Origin of the sequence: Streptomyces sp. NBC_01003, assembly GCF_045162695.1 — a bacterium.
Taxonomy (GTDB): domain Bacteria; phylum Actinomycetota; class Actinomycetes; order Streptomycetales; family Streptomycetaceae; genus Streptomyces.
This window is the reverse complement of the sequence record NZ_CP108707.1, coordinates 8669079-8693343: the sequence shown is the minus strand read 5'-3', so window position 1 is coordinate 8693343 and position 24265 is coordinate 8669079. Positions and strand designations below refer to the sequence as shown.

24 protein-coding genes are annotated in these 24265 nt (G+C 70.1%); 6 read left to right on the top strand and 18 right to left on the bottom strand.

Features of this window, described 5'->3' with window-relative positions:
- Window positions 1-3 precede the first annotated feature (3 nt).
- The gene (locus OG698_RS39760) at window positions 4-1044 is read right to left on the bottom strand and encodes an NUDIX domain-containing protein (RefSeq protein WP_406108927.1); all 1041 of its coding nucleotides are present in this window, start codon (window positions 1042-1044) and stop codon (window positions 4-6) included.
- A 148-nt stretch (window positions 1045-1192) separates the two neighbouring features.
- Between OG698_RS39760 and OG698_RS39755 the strand changes: the two genes are divergently transcribed.
- Together OG698_RS39755 and OG698_RS39750 are read left to right on the top strand one after the other, a co-directional pair.
- A complete protein-coding gene (locus OG698_RS39755) occupies window positions 1193-1423 on the top strand; it encodes a hypothetical protein (protein ID WP_406108925.1) in 231 nt (76 codons plus the stop codon).
- Window positions 1424-1484: 61 nt separating this feature from the next.
- A complete protein-coding gene (locus OG698_RS39750; protein WP_399981854.1) occupies window positions 1485-1862 on the top strand; it encodes an anti-sigma factor antagonist in 378 nt (125 codons plus the stop codon).
- Between the two features lie 14 nt (window positions 1863-1876).
- On the opposite strand, the gene OG698_RS39745 is transcribed toward OG698_RS39750, so the two are convergent.
- Genes OG698_RS39745 through OG698_RS39735 form a run of 3 tightly spaced genes read right to left on the bottom strand, consistent with a single transcriptional unit; the run spans window position 1877 to window position 5009 of the window.
- Window positions 1877-2809 carry a carbohydrate ABC transporter permease gene (locus OG698_RS39745; protein WP_406108923.1) on the bottom strand — a complete coding sequence of 311 codons (933 nt, stop codon included), beginning with the start codon at window positions 2807-2809 and terminating at the stop codon, window positions 1877-1879.
- On the bottom strand, window positions 2806-3729 hold the full coding sequence (locus OG698_RS39740; RefSeq protein ID WP_406108921.1) for a carbohydrate ABC transporter permease: 924 nt from the start codon (window positions 3727-3729) through the stop codon (window positions 2806-2808). The genes OG698_RS39745 and OG698_RS39740 overlap by 4 nt, the downstream gene beginning before the upstream one ends.
- Before the next feature lie 11 nt (window positions 3730-3740).
- Complete coding sequence (locus OG698_RS39735; protein WP_406108920.1) at window positions 3741-5009, bottom strand: ABC transporter substrate-binding protein; 1269 nt, start codon at window positions 5007-5009, stop codon at window positions 3741-3743.
- A 267-nt stretch (window positions 5010-5276) separates the two neighbouring features.
- Here OG698_RS39735 and OG698_RS39730 point away from each other — a divergent pair, with 267 nt between their 5' ends.
- A complete protein-coding gene (locus OG698_RS39730) occupies window positions 5277-7343 on the top strand; it encodes an NPCBM/NEW2 domain-containing protein (RefSeq protein ID WP_406108918.1) in 2067 nt (688 codons plus the stop codon).
- A gap of 69 nt (window positions 7344-7412) precedes the next feature.
- On the opposite strand, the gene OG698_RS39725 is transcribed toward OG698_RS39730, so the two are convergent.
- Window positions 7413-8360 (bottom strand): ROK family protein, encoded by a 948-nt coding sequence (locus OG698_RS39725; protein ID WP_406108916.1) that lies wholly within the window; start codon window positions 8358-8360, stop codon window positions 7413-7415.
- A 160-nt stretch (window positions 8361-8520) separates the two neighbouring features.
- On the opposite strand from OG698_RS39725, the gene OG698_RS39720 reads away from it, so the two are divergent.
- On the top strand, window positions 8521-9558 hold the full coding sequence (locus OG698_RS39720) for a LacI family DNA-binding transcriptional regulator (protein WP_399981868.1): 1038 nt from the start codon (window positions 8521-8523) through the stop codon (window positions 9556-9558).
- Window positions 9559-9588: 30 nt separating this feature from the next.
- On the opposite strand, the gene OG698_RS39715 is transcribed toward OG698_RS39720, so the two are convergent.
- From OG698_RS39715 to OG698_RS39690, 6 genes are all read right to left on the bottom strand, one after another.
- Complete coding sequence (locus OG698_RS39715) at window positions 9589-11211, bottom strand: serine/threonine-protein kinase (protein WP_406108914.1); 1623 nt, start codon at window positions 11209-11211, stop codon at window positions 9589-9591.
- A 95-nt stretch (window positions 11212-11306) separates the two neighbouring features.
- Complete coding sequence (locus OG698_RS39710) at window positions 11307-12599, bottom strand: DUF6986 family protein (protein WP_100598506.1); 1293 nt, start codon at window positions 12597-12599, stop codon at window positions 11307-11309.
- A gap of 167 nt (window positions 12600-12766) precedes the next feature.
- Window positions 12767-13729, bottom strand: a complete 963-nt coding sequence (locus OG698_RS39705) for an electron transfer flavoprotein subunit alpha/FixB family protein (RefSeq protein ID WP_406108794.1) — start codon at window positions 13727-13729, stop codon at window positions 12767-12769.
- 63 nt (window positions 13730-13792) lie between these two features.
- Window positions 13793-14578: an electron transfer flavoprotein subunit beta/FixA family protein gene (locus OG698_RS39700; protein ID WP_406108795.1), complete on the bottom strand. Its 786-nt coding sequence runs from the start codon at window positions 14576-14578 to the stop codon at window positions 13793-13795.
- A 168-nt stretch (window positions 14579-14746) separates the two neighbouring features.
- Window positions 14747-15253 carry a flavin reductase family protein gene (locus OG698_RS39695; protein ID WP_406108912.1) on the bottom strand — a complete coding sequence of 169 codons (507 nt, stop codon included), beginning with the start codon at window positions 15251-15253 and terminating at the stop codon, window positions 14747-14749.
- Between the two features lie 210 nt (window positions 15254-15463).
- The gene (locus OG698_RS39690) at window positions 15464-15871 is read right to left on the bottom strand and encodes a TlpA family protein disulfide reductase (protein WP_406108910.1); all 408 of its coding nucleotides are present in this window, start codon (window positions 15869-15871) and stop codon (window positions 15464-15466) included.
- A 76-nt stretch (window positions 15872-15947) separates the two neighbouring features.
- Here OG698_RS39690 and OG698_RS39685 point away from each other — a divergent pair, with 76 nt between their 5' ends.
- A complete protein-coding gene (locus OG698_RS39685; RefSeq protein ID WP_399983123.1) occupies window positions 15948-16364 on the top strand; it encodes a DUF4395 domain-containing protein in 417 nt (138 codons plus the stop codon).
- A gap of 175 nt (window positions 16365-16539) precedes the next feature.
- Window positions 16540-17268, top strand: coding sequence for a lysophospholipid acyltransferase family protein (locus OG698_RS39680; RefSeq protein WP_326777141.1), 729 nt, complete (start codon window positions 16540-16542; stop codon window positions 17266-17268).
- A gap of 40 nt (window positions 17269-17308) precedes the next feature.
- Here the strand turns inward: OG698_RS39680 and OG698_RS39675 are convergent, their stop codons facing one another.
- The 7 genes from OG698_RS39675 to OG698_RS39645 form a co-directional block, all read right to left on the bottom strand.
- Entirely contained in the window at window positions 17309-17995 is a 687-nt protein-coding gene (locus OG698_RS39675) for a B3/4 domain-containing protein (RefSeq protein ID WP_406108908.1), read from the bottom strand.
- A gap of 33 nt (window positions 17996-18028) precedes the next feature.
- On the bottom strand, window positions 18029-18622 hold the full coding sequence (locus OG698_RS39670) for a transglutaminase family protein (protein ID WP_406108907.1): 594 nt from the start codon (window positions 18620-18622) through the stop codon (window positions 18029-18031).
- 87 nt (window positions 18623-18709) lie between these two features.
- Complete coding sequence (locus OG698_RS39665) at window positions 18710-19780, bottom strand: threonine aldolase family protein (protein WP_406111542.1); 1071 nt, start codon at window positions 19778-19780, stop codon at window positions 18710-18712.
- Window positions 19777-20535, bottom strand: coding sequence for an SDR family NAD(P)-dependent oxidoreductase (locus OG698_RS39660; RefSeq protein ID WP_406111540.1), 759 nt, complete (start codon window positions 20533-20535; stop codon window positions 19777-19779). The genes OG698_RS39665 and OG698_RS39660 overlap by 4 nt, the downstream gene beginning before the upstream one ends.
- A gap of 26 nt (window positions 20536-20561) precedes the next feature.
- On the bottom strand, window positions 20562-21980 hold the full coding sequence (locus tag OG698_RS39655; protein ID WP_406108906.1) for a DUF6421 family protein: 1419 nt from the start codon (window positions 21978-21980) through the stop codon (window positions 20562-20564).
- A gap of 82 nt (window positions 21981-22062) precedes the next feature.
- The gene (locus OG698_RS39650) at window positions 22063-23007 is read right to left on the bottom strand and encodes an alpha/beta hydrolase (protein WP_406111538.1); all 945 of its coding nucleotides are present in this window, start codon (window positions 23005-23007) and stop codon (window positions 22063-22065) included.
- Between the two features lie 89 nt (window positions 23008-23096).
- On the bottom strand, window positions 23097-24236 hold the full coding sequence (locus tag OG698_RS39645; protein WP_406108904.1) for an LLM class flavin-dependent oxidoreductase: 1140 nt from the start codon (window positions 24234-24236) through the stop codon (window positions 23097-23099).
- Window positions 24237-24265: the final 29 nt, after the last annotated feature.

Below are 24265 nucleotides of genomic sequence, written 5' to 3'. Positions count from 1 at the left end.
GCGTCAGCCCACCGGCACCCCGGCTTCCAGGTAGAGGGCGGCTCCGCGCTCGCGGGCCCGCAGCGCCCAGCGCAGGCGCTCGTACCGGACGGGAGGCAGGAGTCCGGCAGCCTCCTGTTCGGTGACGAACCGCCAGCCGCGCAGCTCCGGGCCCGGAAGGATCATGCGGCTGGCCTCGGCGCCGTCGAGGCGCCCGCCGTCGAAGAGCAGCCGCAGGCCGCCGTACGCGGGAGGTTCGGGCGCCTCCCAGTCCACGACGAGCAGGCCGGGCAGCTCGGGGAGCTGGATCCCGGTCTCCTCGGCGACCTCCCGTACACCGGCCCTGGCGGGGGCCTCTCCGGGTTCCACGACACCGCCGGGGAACTCCCAGCCGGCCTTGTACGTGGGGTCGACGAGGAGCACGCGGCCCTCCTCGTCGAAGAGGAGTACGCCCGCGGCGACGGTCTCACCGGTGGGCTCGGGCGTCTGGACGATGTCGCACGGCTCGACGGCGCCGGTGCGCACGGCCTCGGCGATGCGTTCGGCCGCTCCGTACGCGCTGAGCGCGCTGGTGTCGACGGGGTGGGCGTCGGCGGTGAGCCAGGTGGCCAGCGCCGTGCGGTAGGCCTCGATGTGGTCGTAGGACCACTGGCGGACGCGCAGCTCGCCGTCGCGTGTCTCGGGCGGTATCTCGCGCCGGGCTATTCGCTCGCGCAGGATCGTTTCGGCCGGGGCGAGGAGCACATGGCGTACGGGGATCCTGCGGGCGGCGAGACCGCCGAAGATCTCGTCGCGGTACTCCTGGCTGAGCAGCGTCGCCGGGACGACGAGGACGCCGCCCACCTCGGCGAGCAGCGCGGCGGCAGTGTCGACGACGAGCCGCCGCCAGATGCGCAGGTCCTGGATGTCGGTCACCTCTGCCAGCTGCTTGGCGGGCAGCAGCTGCGCGAGTTCCCCGCCGATCGCGTCGGGGTCGAAGAGCGTGCTGTTCGGGATCAGCTCGATCAGTTCCCGTGCGGTGGTGGTCTTCCCCGCACCGAAAGCACCGTTGATCCAGACGATCACGGTTCCCCCTCCTCTGTCGGCCCCCTGAGGCTTGCCCGCAACAGCGTGCGGCGGAAACCAGCACCTGATGGGGGCGCGCCTCGCGTACGCCTCGCGCACGTCACCGAGGTCCGCGAACCAGCCGCGGGGGCCGCTTAGGATCCGCTCCGTGGACCTTCCCGAAGAGATGATTCGCTTGCAGCACGACGCCGATGACAAGGGCCGCACCCTGGAGCACCTCGATGACGCGGAGCGTCAGGCGCAGCGGGAGGCCTGGTTCGAGGCGGCGGCCAAGGTCGAGGCCGCGGTCACGGCGTACGCGCAGGAACAGGGCCTGAACCGGCACGACGTGGCGAAGACCCTGCGCCAGGCCGCCCGCCGGCCGCACTCCCAGAGCTGACTCCGGACGGTGTACGGGAGCGCTCCCCCCATGAGGTGTGCCCGCGCGGCCGAGGGGATCCATGCGACAGGGTGAAGATCGCCGCGGCGGCACGGACACGCCCCCGGCGCCCCCCGTGGTCTACGAGACCGGTGACTGCGTCGTCGTCGAACTGCGCGGCGAGGTCGACATCGTGACGCTCCAGGACTCCGTCGCCCTGCTCGAGACGGTGGCGGCGGGCCCGGCCGCCACTGTGGTGATCGACCTGACCCGCACGACGTTCTTCGACTGCTCGGGCCTCACCCTCCTCATGCGCACCCGCCGCCGCGTGGAGTCCCGCGGCGGCCGCCTGAGGGTGGTCTGCAACCAGCCGCTGACGCTACGCCTGCTGGAGGTGACGGGCCTGCTGCCGCTCTTCGCCCCGGCCCCGACCGTCGAGGCGGCGGCACGGCAGGACTAGAGCGGCCGGCCCGGCTACCCCTTACTCGACCCCAACGTGAGTCCCGCGATGAAGTGCCTCTGCAGGAGCAGGAACACCAGGATCGTGGGGAGAGCCACCAGGACTGAACCGGCGGCCAGGAGGTTGTAGTCGGTGAAGAACTGGCCGCGGAGGTTGTTGAGGGACGATGTGATCGGGAGTTTGTCGGGGTTCGAGATGAAGATCAGGGCCCAGAGGAAGTCGTTGTAGATCCAGGTGAATTCGAGCGTGCCGAGCGCCGCGAGAGCCGGGCGGCACAGTGGCAGCGTGATGCGCCAGAACTGCGTCCACAGTCCCGCGCCGTCGACGATCGCCGCCTCGAGGATTTCCTGGGGAAGCGTCCGCATGAAGTTCCCCAGGACGAAGACGCAGAATCCCAGCTGGAATCCGATGTTGACGATGATCACGGCCCAGTACGAGTCGTACATCGTCAGCGAGTCCGACATCCACCACGGCAGCGGAATCTTCAGGAAGAGGACATACAGCGGGGTGACGAGAACCTGGGGAGGCAGCAGGTTTCCCGCCGTGAAGAACATCAGGAGCACGATTCCGCCGCGCACCTTGATGCGCGACACCGCGAAGGCGACGAAGGAGGCGAGAAAGAGTGTGATCAGGACGGCCGGGACGGCGATGATCAGGGTGTTCTTGAAGTACTCGCCCATCCCCGAGTCGCTGAAGGCCTCACGGTAATAGTCGAAGGACAGGTGCTCGGGCAGCGAGAAGTAGCCGTGCTGCGCCGTCTCCTCGTAGGGCCGCAGCGAGGCGTAGACCGCGAGCAGGAGCGGGGCGAGGAACGCCAGCGAGACGGCCATGAGGAAGATGTGCACCCCGAACCGGCCGCGCCGGCGCGGGTGTTCACCGCGCCGGTCCCCGCCGGCCAGGGAGCGGCCCCGGGCGGCGGGGGATGTCGTACGGATGTCGGCGGTCATCGGTCGCGCGCACCTCGCAGCTCTTGGACCAGGAACGTCACGATGAATCCCAGGGAGACCGTGAGGAGGACGACCGCGATGGCCGAGCCGAAGCCGATGCGGCTGGCCTCGCCGATCACGTTGTCCGTGATGAGGACGGACAGCAGTTCCAGGCCGTTGCGGCCCTTGTTGACGGCGTAGACGATGTCGAAGGCGCGCAGCGACTCGATGACGGTGATGACGCCGACGATGACATTGACGGGGCGCAGGGTCGGGAAGACGACGCGGAAAAAGGTCTGGCGGGCGTTCGCGCCGTCGATCGCCGCGGCTTCTTTCAGTGTCGGGTCGACGGATTTGAGGCCGGCGAGATAGAGGATCATCACGTATCCGGTGTGCCGCCAGCTCGCGGCCAGCATCATCATCCAGATGTTGATGTCCGAGTCGCCCAGCCAGTCGATCGGGTTCTCGTGGTTGTCGAGAACGGTGTTGACGACGCCCTGGTCGGTGCCGAGGACGAGCTGCGCCATGAATCCGACGACGGCGAGTGAGAGCACGACCGGCATATAGAGAGTCGACTGGTAGAAGCGGCTGAAGCGCACGCCCCGGTCGATGAGTATGGCGAGGAAGAGGCCGAAGGGCGTGGCGATCAGGCCGAGAAAGGCGAGCCACAGGAGGTTGTGGCGCACGGCCGGCCAGAACGGCGGATAGTTGTCGACGAGGTTCTGGTAGTTCTTTCCGCCGACCCAGTGGATGTCGCCGATGCCGTCCCACGATGTGAAGGACAGGCCGATGGAGGCGAGCGTCGGGCCCCAGATGATGACGATGTCGAGCAGTACGGGTATTCCCAGGAGCACGACGAGAACGACGAGGTCACGGCGGGTGAACCGCCGCGACCTCCGCCGCCCTGCGCGCCGCGCGGTGTTCAGCGCCACGGAACGCATTCCCCCACTACTCAGCTGACGGCGGACGAGAAGATTTCCTTCTTCTGCCGCTCGATCCGGTTGACGAGGCCGTCGACGTCGTTCGGATTTCCGATGAAGTCCTGCAGCGCCTTGATCATCACGGTCTGCGCGAAGTCGGGCCGGGTGTCGCGGTCCATGAACTGCGATATCTGCTTGGCCCCGGAGACGAGCTCGGCGGACTTCTTCTGCAGCGGGGTGTACTTGGAGGTGTCGGCGCCGTCGTTCACGGCGACGTTGTTCGGGTCGCCCGCGAGATAGATGTCCTCGGCCCCGGGAGTGCCCATGTACTTGAGGAGCGCCTTGCCCGCGTCGACGTTCTTGGCCTTCTTCGCGATCAGGAACCCGTCGATGGGCGCCTCCACCGCGTCCTGCCCGTACTGGGGGTCGATCTCCGGGAACGCGAAGAAGTCGATGTCCGCGCGTTCGTTCTCCGGGAACTGCTGGCCCGGGTGCGGCATCCCGAAGACGGCCATGCCGGTCTGGCGCTTCTGCAGGCCCTGAGCGGCCTCCTCCCAGGTCCGGCCGAGCGCGCCCTTCTGGTAGTACGGCATGAGTTCGCGCCAGAGGTCGAACACCTTCTTGACCTTGGTGTCGGTCCAGGCTTCCGTACCCGCCATGAGGCCCTTGTGGAAGTCGTATCCGTTCAGGCGCATGTTGATGTAGTCGAAGGTGCCCATCGCGGGCCAGCCGTCCTTGTCGCAGAACGCGACCGGGGTGCCGTCCTTGTGCATCTGCTTCGCCAGGGCGATGAAGTCGTCCCAGTTCCTGGGCTGTTCGTAGCCCCTCTTCTCGAAGAGGCTCTTCCGGTGGAAAACGGCCCACGGATAGTAGTAGTACGGCACGAAGTACTGCTTGCCGTCGTGCGTGGACTGGTCCTTGAGCGCCTGCGAGAAGCCCTTGAAGCCCTTCCAGACGTCGTCGACGTCCGTCAGGAGACCCTTCTCGGCGAAATACTGCATGCGGTAGCCGGCGAACCACATGAAGACGTCGTCCGGGGTGCCCTGGAGATAGCGCGTGATGTTCGTCTGGAACTCGTTGTGATCCGTGGTGTTGACGTCGACTTTCTTGCCGGACTTCTTCTCGTACGCCGTGAAGGCCGCCGCGAACGCCTTCTTCGGCACCGCGTCCGAGGAGTTGGACCCCACGGTGACCGTCTTCTTGTCGCCGCCCGGGCCGTCCCCGCACGCCGTGAGCAGTGCCGGGAGCGTGAGCGCGCCTGCGCCCACCGCCGCGCCCCGCAGGAGACCCCGACGGGACATCCGATGTCCTGTCGCGCTCCCGGGCGCGCCAGAACCGTAGAACGATGACTGTGCCATGTCCCCCTCCTGGGGCCGCAACCCAACACAACCGAACGCGAGAGTTGGATCCCACTCCCAACTCCCGAGATCGTCAAGGGTTCTGACGGGACATCGGGCAACCGTTACCGCATCTCTTCCAACAGAGTCCAACACGGCCTACCGTAAACGCGCGCCACTGACGCGAACATGACGTCACCCCACCTTTCGCGAGTACGGAGGAACGTAACGATGCGTCACCTTCCCACCCGCACCTCTCGCACCACCCGCCGAAGAGTCGTCGGAGCGTTGGCCACCGGGCTGCTGTGTGCCGCGGGCGTCACGGCGCCGGCCGCGGTCGCCGACCCGCCGAAAGCCGGCGCGGCCGGCTCGCACAGCGCAAGCGTCCAGGAGGCCTCGCCCACGCTCGACGACGGGCTCGCGCCGACCCCTCCCATGGGCTTCAACAACTGGAACTCCACGCACTGCCGCGCCGAGTTCAACGAGGCGATGGTCAAGGGCATCGCCGACATCTTCGTGGACAAGGGCCTCAAGGCCGCGGGCTACCAGTACGTCAACCTCGACGACTGCTGGGCCCTGCCGCAGCGCGACGCGAACGGCAAGCTCGTGCCGGACCCGGTGCGCTTCCCGGGCGGCATCAAGGCCGTCGCCGACTACGTCCACTCCAAGGGCCTCAAGCTCGGCATCTACACGAGCGCCGGCACCAAGACGTGCAGCGACATCGGCTTCCCCGGCGGCCTCGGTCACGAGTACAGCGACGCCCAGCAGTTCGCCGACTGGGGCGTCGACTACCTCAAGTACGACAACTGCAACAACCAGGGCGTCGACGCCAAGCAGCGCTACCGCACGATGCGTGACGCCCTGAAGGCCACGGGACGGCCCATCGTCTACAGCCTCTGCGAATGGGGATCCAACAAGCCGTGGGAGTGGGCGGCCGACGTCGGCCATCTGTGGCGCACCACCGGTGACATCAGTGACAGCTGGGGCTCGATGCTCTCCCTGATGAAGCAGAATCTGCCGCTCGCGCAGTACGCGGGGCCCGGGCACTGGAACGACCCCGACATGCTCGAGGTCGGCAACGGCGGCATGACCGCGACCGAGTACCGCACGCACTTCTCGATGTGGTCGATCATGGCCTCACCGCTGCTCATCGGCACCGACCTGCGCAAGGCCTCCGCCGAGACCCTCGACATCCTCAGCAACCGCGAAGTCATCGCGGTCGACCAGGACCCGCTGGGCAAGCAGGGCACGGTGCTCTCCTCCGAGGGCGGGCGCTGGGTCGTCGCCAAGGAGATGAAGGACGGCAGCCGCGTCGTCGCCCTCTTCAACGAGTCGGGCAACGCACAGCGGATCGCGACCTCGGCCGCAGCGGTCGGACTGCCGCACGCGAGCGCCTACACGCTGCGCGATCTGTGGCAGCACAAGAGCTACAACACGGCCGGGACCATCTCCGCGACGGTGCCCGCCCACGGGACCGTACTGGTACGGGTCGCCGCCGACGACAAGTGGGCCGCCAACCCGCCCGCCGTCGAACTCGGCCTGAGCGGCGCGCCGTTCGTCGAGGCGGGCAAGGCCGCCCATCTCACGACGTCGGTCACCGACCTCGGCCGCACGCCCGCACGCCAGGTGTCCGTCGCACTGGACGGGCCCGCAGGGTGGAGCGTCAGGCCGACCTCGCCGACCGGCGCCGGATCCGTACCGACGGGCAAGGCGCTCACCACGTCATGGACCGTGACCGCGCCGGCGGGGACCGCGACGGGGGCGTACGACCTGTCCCTCAAGGCCACGTACCGCTCGCCGGGCGGGGTGCGCGCCCAGAGCGCCCTGCCGCTGACCGCGCACGTGGTGGTCGCTCCGCCGGCCGGAGCCTCGTCCCTCGGCGATCTGCCGTGGCTGTCCACGACGAACGGGTACGGGCCCGTCGAACGCAACACCAGCAACGGGGAGAGCGACGCGGGCGACGGGCATCCGATCACCATCGGCGGCGTCGTGTACGGGAAGGGGCTCGGCGTGCACGCGGACAGCGCCGTCGAGTACTACACGGGCGGCTCGTGCGAGCGCGTCACCGCGAGTGTGGGCGTCGACGACGAGAAGGGCACGAAGGGCACCGTGACGTTCGAGATCTGGGCCGACGGCAAGAAGGTGGCATCGACCGTCACCCTCACCAACGCGGACGCGGCGGAGCAGCTGTCGGCCGACGTGGGCGGGGCCCAGGCGGTACGCCTCGTGGTGACCGACGCCGGCGACGGCGTGGACTCCGATCACGCGGACTGGGGGGACGCGACGCTGTCCTGCTGACGCGTCAGGGGGTGGCGTCGGGGCAGAGCTTCCCGCCCCGACACCGCCCCTTCGAACTCAGGTGACGCGTCAGAGTGCCGACACGTCCCGGTCGCGCGTGAGCGCAGCCGCTGCCGCTCCGACGAGGCCCGCGTCCGTGCCCATGCGGGCCGGGGCCACCGTGAGGCGCTGCACGAACGACAGCGTCGCGTAGTCACGCAGCGAGCGGCGCAGGGGCGCGAAGAGGACTTCTCCCGCCTTCGCCACTCCCCCGCCGATCACCGCGATGTCGATCTCCACGAGCGTGGCCGTCGCGGCGATGCCCGCGGCCAGCGCCTGGGCCGCGCGTTCGAACGAGGCCATGGCCACCTTGTCGCCCGCGCGCGCGGCCGCCGCCACCGCCGCGGCCGACACGTCGCCGTCCGCGCCGGGACGCCAGCCGCTGTCCAGCGCGCGGCGCGCGATGTTCGGCCCGCTCGCGATCCGCTCCACGCAGCCGCGCGCCCCGCACGGGCACGAGTCCCCGTCCAGATCCACGCTGATGTGGCCGATGTGGCCCGCGTTGCCCGTGGGGCCCGGGTGCAGCTTGCCGCCGAGGATCAGGCCGCCGCCGACGCCGGTGGAGACGACCATGCACAGCGCGTTGTCATGGCCTTGCGCCGCGCCCTGCCAGTGCTCGGCGGCCGTCATGGCCACGCCGTCGCCGACCAGATCGACGGGCAGGCCACCGGTGACCGCGCGGACCCGGTCCACGAGCGGGAAGTCGCGCCAGCCCGGCACGTTGACCGGGCTCACCGTGCCGGTGGAGGCGTCCACCGGACCCGCGCTCCCGATGCCCACGGCCCGCGCCCGCACCCACAGCGGCGCGGCGGTCAGCTCACGCAGCACGTCCTCGACGGCCCGCATCACCGTGTCCCCGTCCTCCTTGGCCGGAGTCGGCCGCTGCGCGCGCAGCAGGATGCGGCCGTGGTCGTCCACCAGGGCCCCGGCGATCTTGGTGCCGCCAATGTCGAGCGCGGCGACGAGGTCGGTCTGCATCAGTGTGAGGTCCCCTGGTGAAATGGCAGGTCGGAGAATGCGATGGATAGTCTCTCCCGCATCTGACAACGTTGTCCAGGCCCTATGCTCGACGCTACATCCCCATACAGCATGATGAACCCCCTGGAACCGCAGCGACGACAGGACAGGACAGCCCACCGTGGACCGCACCGCCCGCCGCCCCGACAGCCGTTACGGCAACCGCCCGACCATGAAGGACGTCGCGGCGCGCGCCGGGGTGGGACTCAAGACGGTGTCCCGCGTCGTGAACGGCGAGCCGGGGGTCACCCCCGACACCGAGCGCCGCGTCCAGGAGGCCATCGAGGCCCTGGGCTTCCGCCGCAACGACAGCGCGCGCGTCCTGCGCAAGGGCAGGACCGCGAGTATCGGCCTGGTGCTCGAGGACCTGGCCGACCCGTTCTACGGGCCCCTGAGCCGCGCCGTCGAGGAGGTCGCCCGCGCCCATGGCGCGCTGCTCATCAACGGGTCGAGCGCCGAGGACCCGGAGCGCGAGCAGGAACTCGTCCTCGCGCTCTGCGCACGCCGGGTGGACGGGCTCGTGGTGATCCCGGCCGGTGACGACCACCGCTATCTGGAGCCCGAGATCGCAGCCGGTGTCGCGACCGTGTTCGTCGACCGACCCGCCGGGAAGATCGACGCGGACGTGGTCCTGTCCGACAGCTTCGGGGGCGCGCGTGACGGCGTCGCGCATCTGATCGCGCACGGCCACCGCCGTATCGGCTTCATCGGTGACCAGCCGCGCATCCACACCGCCGCCGAGCGTCTGCGCGGCTACCGGACCGCGATGGAGGACGCCGGGACAGTCGTCGAGGACGCGTGGATGTCGCTCGGCGTGACCGATCCGGAGCGGGTGCGGCGCGCCGCGGAGGAGATGCTCGCGGGGCCCGAGCCGGTCACGGCGATCTTCGCGGGCAACAACCGTGTGACGGTCACCGTCGTCCGCGTCCTTTCGGAGGTGACGCGCCCGGTGGCGCTGGTCGGCTTCGACGACATCGAGCTGGGCGATCTGCTGCGCCCCGGCGTGACCGTCGTCGCGCAGGACGCCGCACAGCTGGGCCGCACGGCCGCCGAGCGGCTTTTCCGGCAGCTCGACGGGGTGTCGGTGGCGCCGGAGCGGATCGAGCTGCCGACCCGGCTGATCACGCGCGGCTCGGGCGAACTGCCCCCGGCCGACTGACAGTTGAGGCCGCGGGCGGCTCGGCGGGGGTCAGCAGACAGGGAGCCCGGGGAGCGGCGCGTTGTTGTCGCCGCCCTTGATGTAGACGTCGCTGACGAAGACGTTCGTGTTGCCGCTGTCGTCGTCCGTCTTCGCCCACCAGACGTTCGTCCACTGCCCGTACGTCTCGCGGCGGCCCAGGTTCTGCTGGCAGTAGAAGTAGTTGGTGCCCGCGTTCAGGACGCCCGCGCGGTCGCCGGACGCGGTGTACGAGTCGGACGTGCGCCACACCGTGCAGTTGTACTTGCCGCCGCCTGCGGAGTGGCAGGCCGGAGCGGGTGCCGGGCTCGCCCCGCCGCCTCCTCCCGTGGTGCCGCTCTTCGTGGGGCGGGGCTCGGCCGGGCCGGAGGCGGAGGGTACGGGCCGGCTGGCGGACGGCTTCGGCGTGCCGTCCAGGGCTCCACGACTGTGGTCCGCCTCCGGCGTGCCCGTGGTGGCCGCACCCGATGAGGCGGCCCGGTCCCCCTTGTCGTCGGACCCGTTGAGCGCGGCCACGGTCGCGCCGGCCGCCCCGAGTACGGCGATGACGGCCGCGACGGCGAGCAGCACGCGCATACGGCCGGGCTTGCGCGGCTCGTCAGGGGGCGAGGCGTTGACAGGGGCGGGCGGCGGGGCGTTCACAGGGGCAGGCGCCTGGGCGTTCGCGGGGGTCGGCGCCGGGCCGAAGCCGGGCGGCGGCAGGGACGGCACGTTGCGCACCGTCGTCTCCCTCGGACGCGGTCCGGGCTGCCGGAGCGCGGCGGTGGCGACGTCGGCCGGTGCCGCGGCGATCGCTTCGAGAAGCTGCCGGGCCCGATCGGCATCGGGCCGCGTCTGCGGATCCTTGGCCATCAGTTGCTGGAGCACGGGGGTGAGGTGCTGGCCGGCCCGCCGGGGTTCGGGCAGCGGCTCGACGACGATCGCGGTGAGCGTCGACCACGTGGACGTACGCCGGAAGGGCGAAGCTCCTTCGACTGCCGCGTACAGCGTGGCGCCGACGGCCCATACGTCGGATGCCGGACCGGGGACCTGGCCCTGGGCGCGCTCGGGGGCCAAGTAGTCGAGGGAGCCGACGAGTTCGCCGCTGCGGGTGAGGTGGGTCGCCGAGCCGTCGCCCGGGTCGTCCATCGTCGCGATGCCGAAGTCCGTGAGGACGACGCGGCCCGAGCGGTCGAGGAGGATGTTGCCCGGCTTCACGTCCCGGTGCAGGACCCCGGCGCGGTGGGCCGCCTCGAGGGCGTCCATGACCTTGGCGCCGATCGCGGCGGCCTCGCGCGGGTCGAGCGGGCCCCGGTCACGCAGGACGTCGTCGAGGGACGGGCCGTCGACGAGTTCCATGACGATGAGGGGCCGGCCGTCGACCTCGGTGACGTCGTGCACGGCGACGACTCCGGGGTGGCGCACGCGGGCGGCGGCGCGGGCCTCCCGCTGCATCCGCACGCCGAGGTCGGCCAGCTCGGACCCGGCGGCGTCCGAGTAGGTGCGCAGTTCCTTGAGAGCGACCTCACGGCCGAGCACCTCGTCGACTGCGCGCCACACGACGCCCATGCCGCCCCGGCCGAGCTGTCCCCGCACGCGGTACCGCCCCGCGAGGAGGCGGCCGCCTTCCGCCTCTTCCTGATCCCCCGAAGACACCGCTGCCCCGTCCCTGTGACGCCTGTTTGAGTGGCGTACAGACTACGGGGCAGCGGTGACGGGACCGGATACGCGTTACGGGACCGGGACGACCGTCACCGTTCCTGCGCGGTCAGGTCGCCGCGGCGCGGGCCCGCGAATCCCTGGAGGCGGGCCAGGGTGAGACCGGTGATCCGGGTGACCTCGCCCGTGTCGAGGGCGCCGCAGTCCAGGCCGCGCAGCAGATAGCCGGCGAGCGCCTTGGCGGTGGCCGGCTCGTCCGCCACGTCGCCGCCCTCGTGGTGACCGGCGTAGGCGGCCAGGCGCGCGGCGGCCGACTCGAAGCCCTCGCGGTAGAAGGCGAAGACCGCGGCGTAGCGGGTCGGGATGTGGCCCGGGTGCATGTCCCAGCCCTGGTAGTAGGCCCGGGCCAGGGCGCGGCGGGTGAGGCCGTAGTGCAGGCGCCAGGCGTCGTGGACCTTCGCGGTCGTGCCGACGGGCAGGACGTTGGTGGAGCCGTCCGAGACGCGGACACCGGTACCGGCGGCGGCCACCTGCATGACGGCCTTCGCGTAGTCGGCGGCCGGGTGGTCGCTGGCCTGGTAGGCAGCACTGACGCCGAGGCAGGCGCTGTAGTCGAAGGTGCCGTAGTGCAGTCCGGTCGCGCGGCCCTCGGCGGCGTCGATCATGCGGGCGACGGCGGCGGTGCCGTCGGCGGCGAGGATGGACTGGCTGGTCTCGATCTGGATCTCGAAGCCGAGGCGTCCCGCCTCGAGACCGTGCGCCTTCTCGAACGCCTCCAGAAGCCGGACCATGGCGGTGACCTGCTCCGGGTACGTGACCTTGGGGAGCGTGAGGACGAGCCCGTCGGGGAGGCCGCCCGCCTCCATGAGGCCGGACAGGAAGATGTCGAGGGTGCGGATGCCCCGGTCGCGTACCGGCGCCTCCATGCACTTCATGCGGATGCCCATGTACGGAGCGGCGGTGCCGTTCTTGTACGCCTCGGCGACCAGCCGGGCCGCGCGGGCGGCGTCCTGGTCCTCGTCGGCGCCCTTGTAGCCGTCCTCGAAGTCGATGCGCAGGTCCTCGACCGGCTCGCGCTCCAGCTTGGCGCGTACGCGCGTGTGGACCGCCTCGGCGAGGTCGTCGCCCAGACCGAGAACGGCGGCGAAGGAGGCGGCGTCCGGGGCGTGTTCGTCGAGCATCGCCAGGGCCTTGTCACCCCAAGTGCGAATGGTGTCGGCGTCGAACTGCTCACCGGGGACGTACACGGTGTGGACGGGCTGCCGGGTGCCGGGGTCTCCGGGGTAGCGGCGCTCCAGCTCCGCGTCCACGGGGGCGAGGGAAGCGCTGATGCCCTCGCTGACCGCACCGGCGAGGCTCGTTGCCACCTTCTCTTGCTGACCCATTCCTGCACCCTCCACACTCTCGACGTTCCAGAGTTTCCGCTTCACGGAATCAACAATCCGTATAGCGAAGTTATCTGCGCTCGCCACCTGCGTCAATGGTCCCTCGTACGCGAACGGGGCCGCGCGGTGAAGATCACCACGCGGCCCCGTTACCGGCCCTGAGAAGCTCAGCCCTTGCGGGTGTTGATTTCCTCGGTGAGTTGGGGGACGACGTCGAAGAGGTCGCCGACGACGCCGTAGTCGACGAGGTCGAAGATCGGGGCTTCGGCGTCCTTGTTGACCGCGACGATGGTCTTCGAGGTCTGCATGCCGGCCCGGTGCTGGATCGCGCCGGAGATGCCGTTGGCGATGTACAGCTGCGGGGAGACGGACTTGCCGGTCTGGCCGACCTGGTTGGAGTGCGGGTACCAGCCCGCGTCGACCGCGGCGCGGGAAGCGCCGACCGCCGCGCCGAGGGAGTCGGCGAGGGCCTCGATGATCGCGAAGTTCTCCGCGCCGTTGACACCACGTCCGCCGGAGACCACGATCGCGGCCTCGGTCAGGTCGGGGCGCCCGGTCGACTCACGCGCCGTGCGCGCGGTGACCTTGGTGCCCCTGGCCTGCTCGGAGAACGTCACGGTGAGCGCCTCGACCGCACCGGTGGCCGGGGCGGACTCGACCGGGGCACTGTTGGGCTTGACGGTGATGACCGGGGTGCCCTTGGCCACCCGGGTGGTGGTGGTGAAGGACGCGGCGAACGCCGACTGGGTGGCGACCGGACCCGAGTCGCCGGCCGTCAGGTCGGTGGCGTCGGTGATGACACCCGACCCGATCCGCACCGCGAGACGCGCGGCGATCTCCTTGCCCTCCGCGGAGGAGGGGACCAGCACGGCGGCCGGGGACACGCTGTCGTAGGCGGCCTGCAGCGCATCCACCTTCGGCACGACGAGGTAGTCGGCGTACTCGGCGGCATCGTGCGTCAGGACACGGGTCGCGCCGTGCTCGGCGAGGGTCGCGGCGGTGTCGGCGGCACCGGCACCGATCGCCAGCGCGACGGGCTCGCCCAGACGGCGGGCCAGGGTCAGCAGTTCAAGGGTGGGCTTGCGGACGGCACCGTCCACGTGATCGACGTAGACCAGAACTTCAGCCATGGGACTTCTTCTCTCCTGCGTGCGAAAGATGAGGACAGAGCGGGTGATTCGAGCAGACGGGGCTCAGATGAACTTCTGGCCCGCGAGGAACTCGGCGAGCTGCTTGCCGCCCTCGCCCTCGTCCTTGACGATCGTGCCCGCACTGCGCGCCGGACGCTCAGCCGCGGAATCGACCTTCGTCCAGGCGCCCTCCAGGCCCACTTCCTCGGCCTCGATGTCCAGATCCGAGAGGTCCCAGGAGGTGACCGGCTTCTTCTTCGCCGCCATGATCCCCTTGAACGAGGGGTAACGCGCCTCGCCCGACTGGTCGGTCACCGACACCACCGCCGGCAGGGACGCCTCCACCTGCTCCGACGCCGTGTCACCGTCACGGCGGCCCGTCACCACACCACCCTGGACCGACACCTCCGAGAGCAGCGTCACCTGCGGCACACCCAGCCGCTCCGCGAGCAGCGCCGGGACCACACCCGCCGTGCCGTCCGTCGACGCCATACCCGAGACCACCAGATCGAAGCCGGCCTTCTCGATCGCCTTCGCCAACACCAGCGACGTGCCCACGATGTCCGTGCCGTGCAGATCGTCGTCCTCGACATGGATCGCCTTGTCCGCGCCCATCGACAACGCCTTGCGCAACGCGTCCTTCGCGTCCTCCGGACCCACCGTCAACACGGTGATCTCCGCATCGTCCGCCTCGTCCGCGATCTGCAACGCCTGCTCGACCGCGTACTCGTCCAGCTCCGACAGCAGCCCGTCCACATCATCACGGTCCACCGTCAGGTCATCAGCGAAATGCCGGTCCCCCGTCGCATCCGGCACATACTTCACGGTGACAACGATCCTCAAGCTCACGCCGGCTCTCCTACTGCAATCGTCTTTACTGGGCGGCCTTGCTCCCTGCAGGCAGCATAGGCGTCCGAAGCGGACTCTCCCGGTCGGGGCGGCCCGCGCCCCGAACGGAATATTACTCGTCAGTACACCCAGGATTCGCCCGCTAAGCAAGCGCTTTGAACTGTGATCCTAGTCGCGCAGACCGTTGAACCGGCCCTGGTGGTAGACGAGCGGCCGGCCGGTCCCCGCGGGGTCTCCGGCGACGGCCTCGGCGAGCACAAGGCGGTGGTCACCGGCGGGCACGCGTGCGATCACCCGGCACACCAGCCAGGCCAGGACGCCTTCGAGTACGGGCACGCCCTCCGGGCCCTCGTGCCAGCGCGTGGAGCCCCCGAAGCGGTCGGCCCCGCTCTTCGCGAACGTGGCGGCCAGATCCTGCTGATGCTCGCCGAGTATGTGCACGCCGATGTGTTCGGCCTCGGAGACGACGGGCCAACTGGAGGCGCCCAGGCCGATACCGAACGAGATGACGGGGGGTTCGGCCGACACGGACGTCAGGGAGGTGGCGGTGAAGCCGACGGGGGCGGCGCCCCGGGCGGTGATCACGGCGACTCCGGCCGCGTGCCGGCGGAAGACCGAGCGCAGCAGGTCGGGCGATGCGGTCGTGGCGGTGCGGAGATCGGGCGTGGCCGTCATGGAGTTGTCCTTCTGCCGGAGGGGTGCGAGCGGGGTCCGTGGCTGCTCAGGAGCCGGGACAGCGCGCACTCGCGCAGCGGGCGAGGTCCACATGGGCACGCTCGAAGAGAAGGAGTTCCGTGGGCATACAGTCAGGCTGACGATAGGTGGTGCGTGCAGTCAAGTGCGTCCCGCCATCTGGGAGAAGCGTCACGACGTGGTCACCACCCGTCAGACCGCCTCCCCGAGCGCGGCGATGACGTCGGCCTTGCGCGGCTGACCCGAGGCGCGGCGCACGATGTGCCCGGCCGCGTCGAGGACGAGCACGGTGGGCGTCTTGAGGATGCCGAGTTCCCGTACGAGGTCGAGCCGCTCCTCGGCGTCGATCTCCACATGAGCCACGCCGGGAACCATTTCGGCCACTTCGCCGAGCACGCGCCGGGTGGCCCGGCACGGGGCGCAGAAGGCGCTGGAGAACTGCACGAGCGTGGCCCGCTCCCCCAACCCCTCCCCCAACCGCGCCGCTCCGAGCGCCGATTCACCCTGCCGCACCTTCATCCTCCCGCTCCGCCGCCGTTGCATCAGCCCGAAGGCGCTCGCCACGGCGAGCACGGCCACACACACCACAAGTCCGGTCATCGCTCCAGTGCAGCATTCACGAGACCGCAAAGATTCCCCGGGTCCGCGCAGCGCACCGTTGCGGAATGCTGGGTTCATGGACATTGATGTGAGAGGACCGCGGTTCGGTGCCGCGGTCACGACGGTCGTACTGGCCCTGGTACTCGTCACGGGCAGCGCTTGGCTCCTGGCGTGGCAGACGCTGTGTTTCGCGCTCGGCGCGGCGGGCGGGGTGGGGCGTTCTCCCTATGCGTGGCTGTTCCGTACGGCGGTGCGGCCGCGGCTCGGGCCGCCCACGGAGTTCGAGGCTCCGCAGCCGCCGCGGTTCGCGCAGTTCGTCGGGCTCGTCTTTGCGGCGGTGGGTCTGGTGGGTCTGGTGTGGGGGCCGGGCTGGCTCGGGCTCGGGGCGACGGCCTGCGCGCTGGCGGCGGCGTTCCTCAACTCGGCGTTCGGCTACTGCCTGGGGTGCGAGATGTACCTGCTCCTGCGGCGTGGCGCGGCACGATTTGGCTGATCAACGGGTTGTGCGGACCGCGTGGGAGTGACGAGGATCTCGCGCCCGGCCGGAACCAGGACTGGCTACTCAGCCGTTGATGGGGCACGATCTGCGCAAGCCACAAAACCTACGGCTGCGTAACTTCCCGCCGGGAGCCCCCTCCCCAGGCAGAGATGAAGGGTCCTCCCCCTCCATGGCAGAGCTCGTCTACCGTCCGGTCATCGGCGCGGCCCGCACGATGTTCAAGGCGCTCGATCTGAAGATCGACGTCAAGGGCGCGGAGAACATTCCGCGCTCCGGCGGCGCGGTCCTGGTCAGCAATCACATCAGCTACCTGGACTTCATTTTCGACGGTCTCGCAGCGCTGCCGCAGAAGCGCCTGGTGCGCTTCATGGCGAAGGAGTCGGTGTTCCGGCACAAGATCTCCGGTCCGCTGATGCGCAGCATGAAGCACATCCCCGTGGACCGGAAGCAGGGCGAGGACGCGTATGCGCACGCCCTCGACTCGCTGCGCTCCGGTCAGGTCATCGGGGTGTTCCCCGAGGCGACGATCTCGCAGTCGTTCACGCTGAAGAGCTTCAAGTCGGGCGCCGCGCGCCTGGCCCAGGAGGCCGGTGTGCCGCTGATCCCGATGGCGCTGTGGGGCACCCAGCGCCTGTGGACGAAGGGCCACCCGAAGAACTTCAAGCGACAGCACATCCCGATCACGATCCGGGTGGGCGAGCCGATGGAGGCCCCGCGCGACCAGTACGCCGGCGCGATCACCCGGCGGCTGCGCGAGCGCGTGCAGGAGCTCCTCGAAGCGGCACAGCGCGCGTACCCCGTACGCCCGAAGGGTCCGGACGACACCTGGTGGATGCCCGCGCACCTCGGCGGCACCGCGCCCACCGCGGCAGAGGTGAAGGCCGCCGAGGCGAGCTGAATCGGTACTGCAGACGCGCCGCGGGCCCACCGCGGTGCGTCTACTCCGGCGCGTGGACGGTGACCCGCGCGCCGGGGCTGAACTTCTCCAGGAGTTCGGCGAGTTCGGTGCCGGCCGCCACCACGTCGCAGTGCGGCCCCATCGCCTCCAGCAGGAAGAGCGCGTTCACCGACTCCTCGGTCAGCCGCGTACGGGTGCCCTGGCGCCAGTTCCAGCGGCGGCAGGTCACCCCGTCGTCGTCACACCAGACGACCTCGCCTGCGTCGGGGTGTTCCACGACGTCCGCTCCCCCGGCCACGGTGGCGAAGCCCTCTTCGCCGGTGGCCCTGACGAGGCGCATGCCGCCCTTGATGTGGTCCAGGTCCTCGCCGCCGACCGGGATCAGATGGGCCACGCTGATCGCGTTGTAGACGTCGATCAGGGTGTTGATCCGCGGCAGCGCGCCGTCCGCGAGGGCCCTCTTGGCCAGCGCTTCGGCCGAGTTGCGGGTGCGGGAGGGCTTGGAGCCGAAGGCCGTGTAGGCGGCGCGCCAGGCCGCCATGTGCGGGTCCTCGTGCGGGGCGCGTCCGTCGAGACGCGCGGCGAGGCGGCGTGCGGCATCGTCGAGAAGGGCCGAAGTCCCTTCATTGCTGGGGCTGTTGACCAGACCGTACGCCTCGATGGCGACGTGCCGGAACTCGGGCGCGAGGGTCCGTACCTCGTCGGAAACGGTGAGGTGGAGGGTCATCGTCCGCCTTGCTCTTCGGGGTGCGCTTGCTGTTCAGAGTGCGTCGGGGAGGTGTTCCCACAAGTAGGGCCGGTCGGGGGCGTCGCGCAGGGCGCGCAGAACGGCCGGCTCCGGTACATCGAAGAGTACCGGATAGTCCACCTCATTGGACTCCGCATCCACAGCGAAGGCCAGCCGCTCACCGTCGAGGGAGAACTGGGCGTCGACCCCGGGCTTGTTCCCGCGGCAGTCCTGCCGGTGCCAGGCCCCATGGAAGCGCACGGCGACCATGCCGTGCAGCACATACCCGGTCCCGGCGTCATGCGTGAGCCGCTGATAGCAGAGCGCGGCGGGGATGTCCTCGGCGCGCAGGAGCGCGGCCAGCGCGTGGGATTTGGCGTGACAGATGCCCGTGCCCTGCTCCAGGACGTCCGAGGCGCGCCAGGTGACGCGGAGGTCTCCGCTGTCGGCGGAGTGCGGGATGGTGTCCCGCACGAACTCGTAGGCGACCTGGGCGTATGAATATGAATCGGACGCCTGCGCGGCTAGGCGCTCGGCCGTCTTCCGTACGAGCGGGTGGTGATGGTTGATGGCCTCGTCGGCCACCAAGTAGGCGGACAAGTCGGGGTTCTTCTGGATCAGCCGCATGGTCCGGGAGCATAGAAATGCGACCGACCGCGCGTCAATAGCTTTACGGTCGATCGCATATCTATACAGCCAGATGCGGGGAGAACGCTAGCGGGCCATTTCCTCCTTGAGGGCGGCGACGAAGCCGTCGACGTCCTCCTCCCGGGTGTCGAACGCGCACATCCAGCGGACGTCGCCGGCCGCCTCGTCCCAGAAGTAGAACCGGAAGCGCTTCTGGAGGCGCTCGCTGACGTCGTGCGGCAGCCGCGCGAAGACCGCGTTGGCCTGCACCGGGTAGAGGATCTCGACGCCGTGCACGGCGCGGACGCCCTCGGCGAGGCGCTGGGCCATCTCGTTGGCGTGCCGCGCGTTGCGCAGCCACAGGTCCTTGGCGAGCAGGGCCTCCAACTGCACCGACACGAAACGCATCTTCGAGGCGAGCTGCATCGAGAGCTTGCGCAGATGCTTCATGTGGCTGACGGCGTCCTGATTGAGGACGACGACGGCCTCGCCGAACAGAGCGCCGTTCTTCGTGCCGCCAAGCGACAGGATGTCGACGCCGACCGCGTTCGTGAACGTGCGCATCGGCACGTCGAGCGACGCGGCCGCGTTGGCTATCCGGGAGCCGTCGAGGTGCACCTTCATGCCGCGCTCGTGCGCGTGGTCGCAGATCGCGCGGATCTCTTCGGGCGTGTAGAGCGTGCCCAGCTCCGTGTTCTGCGTGATCGAGACGACCTGCGGCATCGCGCGGTGCTCGTCGTCCCAGCCGAAGGCCTGCCGGTCGATGAGCTCGGGCGTGAGCTTGCCGTCCGGGGTCGGCACGGTGAGCAGCTTGAGGCCGCCCATGCGCTCCGGGGCCCCGCCCTCGTCCACGTTGATGTGCGCGGACTCGGCGCAGATCACCGCGCCCCAGCGGTCGGTGACCGCCTGGAGCGCGACGACGTTGGCACCGGTGCCGTTGAAGACCGGGAACGCCTCGGCCGTGGGGCCGAAGTGGGCGCGGATGATCTGCTGGAGGTTCGCCGTGTAGTCGTCCTCGCCGTACGCGATCTGGTGACCGCCGTTGGCGAGGGCGAGGGCCGCGAGGATCTCCGGGTGCGCGCCCGCGTAGTTGTCGCTCGCGAAGCCGCGGACGTCCGGGTCGTGATGCCTGCGGGCGTCGGTCTTCGGCGGATTCACGGCTTCTCGGTCAGCCACAGACGGGTCCCGTTCAACTCATGGGCGGGCCGGTCCCAGACGCCGGCGATGGCATCCGCCAGGTCCGTGACGTCCGTGAAACCCGCGAACTTCGCGTTGGGTCGCTCGGCGCGCATCGCGTCGTGCACCAGCGCCTTCACCACCAGGATCGCAGCCGCCTGCTGCGGGCCCGCGTCACCCCCCGCCTTGCGGAAGGCGTCGCCGAGGGCCAGCGTCCAGGCCTCGGCGGCGGCCTTGGAGGCCGCGTACGCCGCGTTGCCCGCGGTCGGCTTGCTGGCGCCCGCGGCGCTGATCAACAGGAAGCGTCCGCGGTCGCTGCGCTGGAGGGCGTCCTGGAACGCGAGGGAGGTGTGCTGGACCGTGCGGATCAGGAGCTTTTCGAGGAAGTCCCAGTCGGCGAGGTCGGTCTCGGCGAAGGTGGCGCTGCCGCGCCAGCCGCCGACGAGGTGGACAAGGCCGTCGACCCGGCCGAAGTCCTTCTCGATGTGGTTCGCCCAGTCCCGGGTCGCCTGCAGGTCGAGCAGGTCGACGGTGTCGCCGATGACGGTGGCGCCCCCGTGCGCGTAGCGTGCCGCGTCCACGGCCTCCGCCAGGCGGGTGGCGTCCGCGTCCGCTCCGACGACCGTCGCGCCCGCCTCGGCGAGGCGCAGCAGGGTGGCCCGGCCCGCGGGTCCCGCCGCGCCCGCGACCGCGATGACCGCTCCGTCCAGCATGCCGTTCCCGTTGCCTTCGGCCATGGCCGTCGCCTCCTCGTCGCGAGCGCTCACGCGGCGGCCTGCTCGGCGCCCGCAGCAGTGATCCCCTTGGTGGAGGCGATCACGTTCTTCAGCTTCTTGGACAGTGCCTCATAGAACATGCTGAGCGGAAACTCGTCCGGAAGCACGTCGTCGACGAGCTTGCGCGGCGGCAGGCTCAGATCGAGGGCGTCCGGGCCCTTGGCCCAGCGCGAACCGGGGTGCGGAGCGAGGTACTGGGACACCAGGTCGTACGCGGCGAACCAGTGCACCAGCTTCGGGCGGTCGATGCCGTCGCGGTACAGCTTCTCGATCTCGGCGCACAGCTGGTTGGTGACCTGCGGCGCGCGCTCCCAGTCGATCTGGAGCTTGTTGTCGGTCCAGCGCAGCACGTCGTGCTTGTGCAGGTACGCGAAGAGGAGCTGGCCGCCGAGTCCGTCGTAGTTGCGCACGCGCTCGCCGGTGACCGGGAAGCGGAACATGCGGTCGAAGAGGACGGCGTACTGCACGTCGCGGCCCTGCGGAAAGCCGTCGGCCTCCAGCTTCACGGCCTCCTTGAAGGCGGTGAGGTCGCAGCGGAGCTCTTCGAGGCCGTACATCCAGAACGGCTGGCGCTGCTTGATCATGAACGGGTCGAAGGGCAGGTCGCCGTGGCTGTGGGTGCGGTCGTGCACCATGTCCCACAGGACGAACGCCTGCTGGCAGCGGTCCTGGTCCGAGATCATCTCGCGGATGTCGTCGGGCAGTTCGAGCCCGAGGATGCCGACGGACGCCTCGGTGACGGCACGGAAGCGGGCCGCCTCGCGGTCGCAGAAGATGCCACCCCAGGAGAAGCGCTCGGGAGCCTCGCGTACGGCGATGGTCTCCGGGAAGAGCACGGCCGAGTTGGTGTCGTAGCCGGCGGTGAAGTCCTCGAACGTGATCCCGCAGAACAGCGGGTTGTCGTAGCGCGTCGCCTCCAGCTCGGCGAGCCACTCGGGCCACACCATGCGCAGGACGACGGCCTCCAGATTGCGGTCCGGGTTGCCGTTCTGCGTGTACATCGGGAAGACGACCAGGTGCTGCAGTCCGTCCTCGCGGTGCGCGGCGGGCTGGAAGGCCAGCAGCGAGTCGAGGAAGTCGGGGACCTGGAAGCCGTCTTCCGCCCAGCGCCGCAGGTCGGCGGCGAGCGCCGAGTGGTACGCGGCGTCGTGCGGGAGCAGCGGGGAGAGCTGCTCGACGGCGGATATCGCGCGGTCGAGCGTCAGCTCCGCTACGGCCTTGGACGGGGCGCCGTCGGCGGCGAAGTCGATGGAGCCGTCCTCCTGCTGCCAGGGACGGATCTCCTCCACGGCGGCCTTGAGCACGGGCCACGCCGGGTGTTCGACCACCCTGCTTTCGGGGCTTCCCCCGACCTTCTCCGGAGGAACCTTCCCCTCCACGCCCGACTGCACAAGAATTTCCGTCATTACCCATCCTCTACGGGAGAACCTCGCGTATAGACACCGTAAGGGGGCGAGGTTCTCCACCACAAGGGGAGTCGGGAGGAAGTTATCCTGCGTGACCCCCTGGTTCACCGTCGTTTTTCCTGCCTGACACGGTTGAAACGATGGCCTTCGCCACATTCGCCACGGCAGTACGGGCATCGTCGAGCAGCTCGGGGAAACCGAAGAAGCCGTGGAACATCCCCGGGAAGTGGCTCTCGGTGACCTCGACGCCCACCGCGCGCAGGGCCTTCGCGTAGGCGAGGCCCTCGTCGCACAGCGGGTCGCAGCCCGCGGTCACGATGTGGGCGGGCGGCAGCGAGGCAAGGTCGGCGAGGAGCGGCGAGACGTGCGGGTGGGACCGGTCGCCGTCCGGGCCGAGATACTGCTCGGCGAACCAGCGGCAGTGCGCGGCCGTCAGGAAGTAGCGGTCGGCGTTCCGCGCGAACGACTCCGTCGACTGATGCGCGTCGGTGGCCGGATAGACGAGGGCCTGGAGCGCGATGCGCGGGCCGCCCCGGTCCCGGGCCAGGAGGCAGATGACAGCCGCGAGGTTCCCGCCCGCACTGTCCCCCGCCACGACAAGGGCGCCTGCGTCGCCGCCCAGCACGGCGTGGTGGTCGGCCGCCCAGCACAGCGCCGCGTACGCGTCGTCGACGGCGGCCGGGAACGGCGACTCGGGGGCAAGCCGGTAGTCGACGGAGACGACCACGGCCCCCGCCTCGCGGCACAGCCCACGGGCGGTGGAGTCATGGCTGTCCAGGCCGCAGATCGCCCACCCTCCCCCGTGGAGGAAGACGACGGTGGGGCGCGGACCCGGGGCCTCGTCGGGGTCCGGGCGGTAGATCCGTACCGGGACCCGGGGCGCTCCGGCGGGGCCGGGGATGTCGCGGTCCTCGACCGAGCCGACGACCGGTGGCGGGAGCGGTGACGCGGGTGCCGCCGCCAGGATGCGGCGGGCCTCGGCCGCGTCGGTGACGGCGCCGCCGAGGTCGGGGAAGAACGCGGTCATCGCGTCGACCAGGGCGCGGACGTCGGGTGCGAGGCGGTCCTCGGACACGAGACGGTCCTCGGATGCCAGGCGGTCCTCGGGTGCGGGGCTCATGCGGACACCGCCTGCTCCTGGGCGCGGAAGTGCGGGATGACCTTCTCGCCCCACTGCCGCAGCGTCTCCAGGCAGGCCTCCTGGGGCACGGTGCCCATCTGGACGAGGCACATGATCTCGTCGGCGCCCGCGTCGCGCAGACGCTCGACGTAGGCGATGGCGTCGTCGGCGGTGCCGTAGGCGTGGTCGGCGTTGAAGGTGGCCGTCGCAGTGGGACGTACCGGGATCCGGTGTTCGTGGAGGCGGGCCACGACCTGTTCGGCGGCCCTGCGCATGTCGGCCGCCTCGTCGGCGCCCTCCACCACGGCCTCGTCGGGGACGCCCGCGCCGCCGTACCAGTGCCCGATGGACTGCGCGAAGAACCGCTGGCCGCGGATGCCGATGTTCCGGGCCGTCTCCCGGTCGTCCAGGACGATGGTCGGGCACAGGACGGAGAAGTGGTCGTTGACGACGCCGGACACGAAGCGGTCGGGGGTACGGGCGGCGATGGCGTCGTCGTAGGCGCGCCGCATGCCGGCGATCGACTCGGGGCCCGCGAAGCCCATCACCAGGGCGCCGATGCCGAGTTCGGCCGCCTGGGTGAGCGTCTCAGTGCGGCTGCACGCGAGGAAGAGGGGCGGGTGGGGTGTCTGTTTCGGTCGCGGCAGGACGGGGTGCGGGTCGATGTCGAGGAGCTCCCCGTGGTGCTCCAGCTCGTCCTTCTCCCAGGCTTTCCCGATGATCCGCAGCGCCTCCTCGACCTCCTGCGTCGTGCGGTCCTTGTCGACACCGCACAGGGAGGTCTCCTGCTTGGTGCCGCCCCGGCCGGCCCCGAGGTCGAGGCGGCCACCGGAGAGCAGGTCGAGCATGGCGGCCCGCTCGGCGACCCGCACGGGATGGTTGAAGTTGAAGGGCATGCAGACGACGCCGTGCCCGATCCGGATGGTGCTGGTGCGGGCGGCGACCCAGGTCAGGAAGATCTCCGGGGCCGACATGTGCGCGTACCACTTGAGGGAGTGGTGCTCGACGGCCCAGATGCGGTCGAAGCCCATCTCCTCGGCGAGGACCGCCTGCTCCACGCAGTCGTGGATGACCTGGTGTTCGTGTTCGACGGTGGGATCGGCGAGCTGCGCCTCGAAGATGACGGAGAACTTCACGTTGCCTCCAGGGAGTTGAGCCACACGCA

What these genes read in the sequence shown, in the direction of transcription:
- OG698_RS39750 (WP_399981854.1), top strand. Translation starts at nt 1,485, where the DNA reads ATGCGACAGGGTGAAGATCGCCGCGGCGGCACGGACACGCCCCCGGCG.
- OG698_RS39745 (WP_406108923.1), bottom strand. Translation starts at nt 2,809, where the DNA reads ATGACCGCCGACATCCGTACGACATCCCCCGCCGCCCGGGGCCGCTCC.
- OG698_RS39740 (WP_406108921.1), bottom strand. Translation starts at nt 3,729, where the DNA reads ATGCGTTCCGTGGCGCTGAACACCGCGCGGCGCGCAGGGCGGCGGAGG.
- OG698_RS39735 (WP_406108920.1), bottom strand. Translation starts at nt 5,009, where the DNA reads ATGTCCCGTCGGGGTCTCCTGCGGGGCGCGGCGGTGGGCGCAGGCGCG.
- OG698_RS39730 (WP_406108918.1), top strand. Translation starts at nt 5,277, where the DNA reads ATGCGTCACCTTCCCACCCGCACCTCTCGCACCACCCGCCGAAGAGTC.
- OG698_RS39725 (WP_406108916.1), bottom strand. Translation starts at nt 8,360, where the DNA reads ATGCAGACCGACCTCGTCGCCGCGCTCGACATTGGCGGCACCAAGATC.
- OG698_RS39710 (WP_100598506.1), bottom strand. Translation starts at nt 12,599, where the DNA reads ATGGGTCAGCAAGAGAAGGTGGCAACGAGCCTCGCCGGTGCGGTCAGC.
- OG698_RS39705 (WP_406108794.1), bottom strand. Translation starts at nt 13,729, where the DNA reads ATGGCTGAAGTTCTGGTCTACGTCGATCACGTGGACGGTGCCGTCCGC.
- OG698_RS39695 (WP_406108912.1), bottom strand. Translation starts at nt 15,253, where the DNA reads ATGACGGCCACGCCCGATCTCCGCACCGCCACGACCGCATCGCCCGAC.
- OG698_RS39690 (WP_406108910.1), bottom strand. Translation starts at nt 15,871, where the DNA reads ATGACCGGACTTGTGGTGTGTGTGGCCGTGCTCGCCGTGGCGAGCGCC.
- OG698_RS39685 (WP_399983123.1), top strand. Translation starts at nt 15,948, where the DNA reads ATGGACATTGATGTGAGAGGACCGCGGTTCGGTGCCGCGGTCACGACG.
- OG698_RS39680 (WP_326777141.1), top strand. Translation starts at nt 16,540, where the DNA reads ATGGCAGAGCTCGTCTACCGTCCGGTCATCGGCGCGGCCCGCACGATG.
- OG698_RS39675 (WP_406108908.1), bottom strand. Translation starts at nt 17,995, where the DNA reads ATGACCCTCCACCTCACCGTTTCCGACGAGGTACGGACCCTCGCGCCC.
- OG698_RS39670 (WP_406108907.1), bottom strand. Translation starts at nt 18,622, where the DNA reads ATGCGGCTGATCCAGAAGAACCCCGACTTGTCCGCCTACTTGGTGGCC.
- OG698_RS39660 (WP_406111540.1), bottom strand. Translation starts at nt 20,535, where the DNA reads ATGGCCGAAGGCAACGGGAACGGCATGCTGGACGGAGCGGTCATCGCG.
- OG698_RS39655 (WP_406108906.1), bottom strand. Translation starts at nt 21,980, where the DNA reads ATGACGGAAATTCTTGTGCAGTCGGGCGTGGAGGGGAAGGTTCCTCCG.
- OG698_RS39650 (WP_406111538.1), bottom strand. Translation starts at nt 23,007, where the DNA reads ATGACCGCGTTCTTCCCCGACCTCGGCGGCGCCGTCACCGACGCGGCC.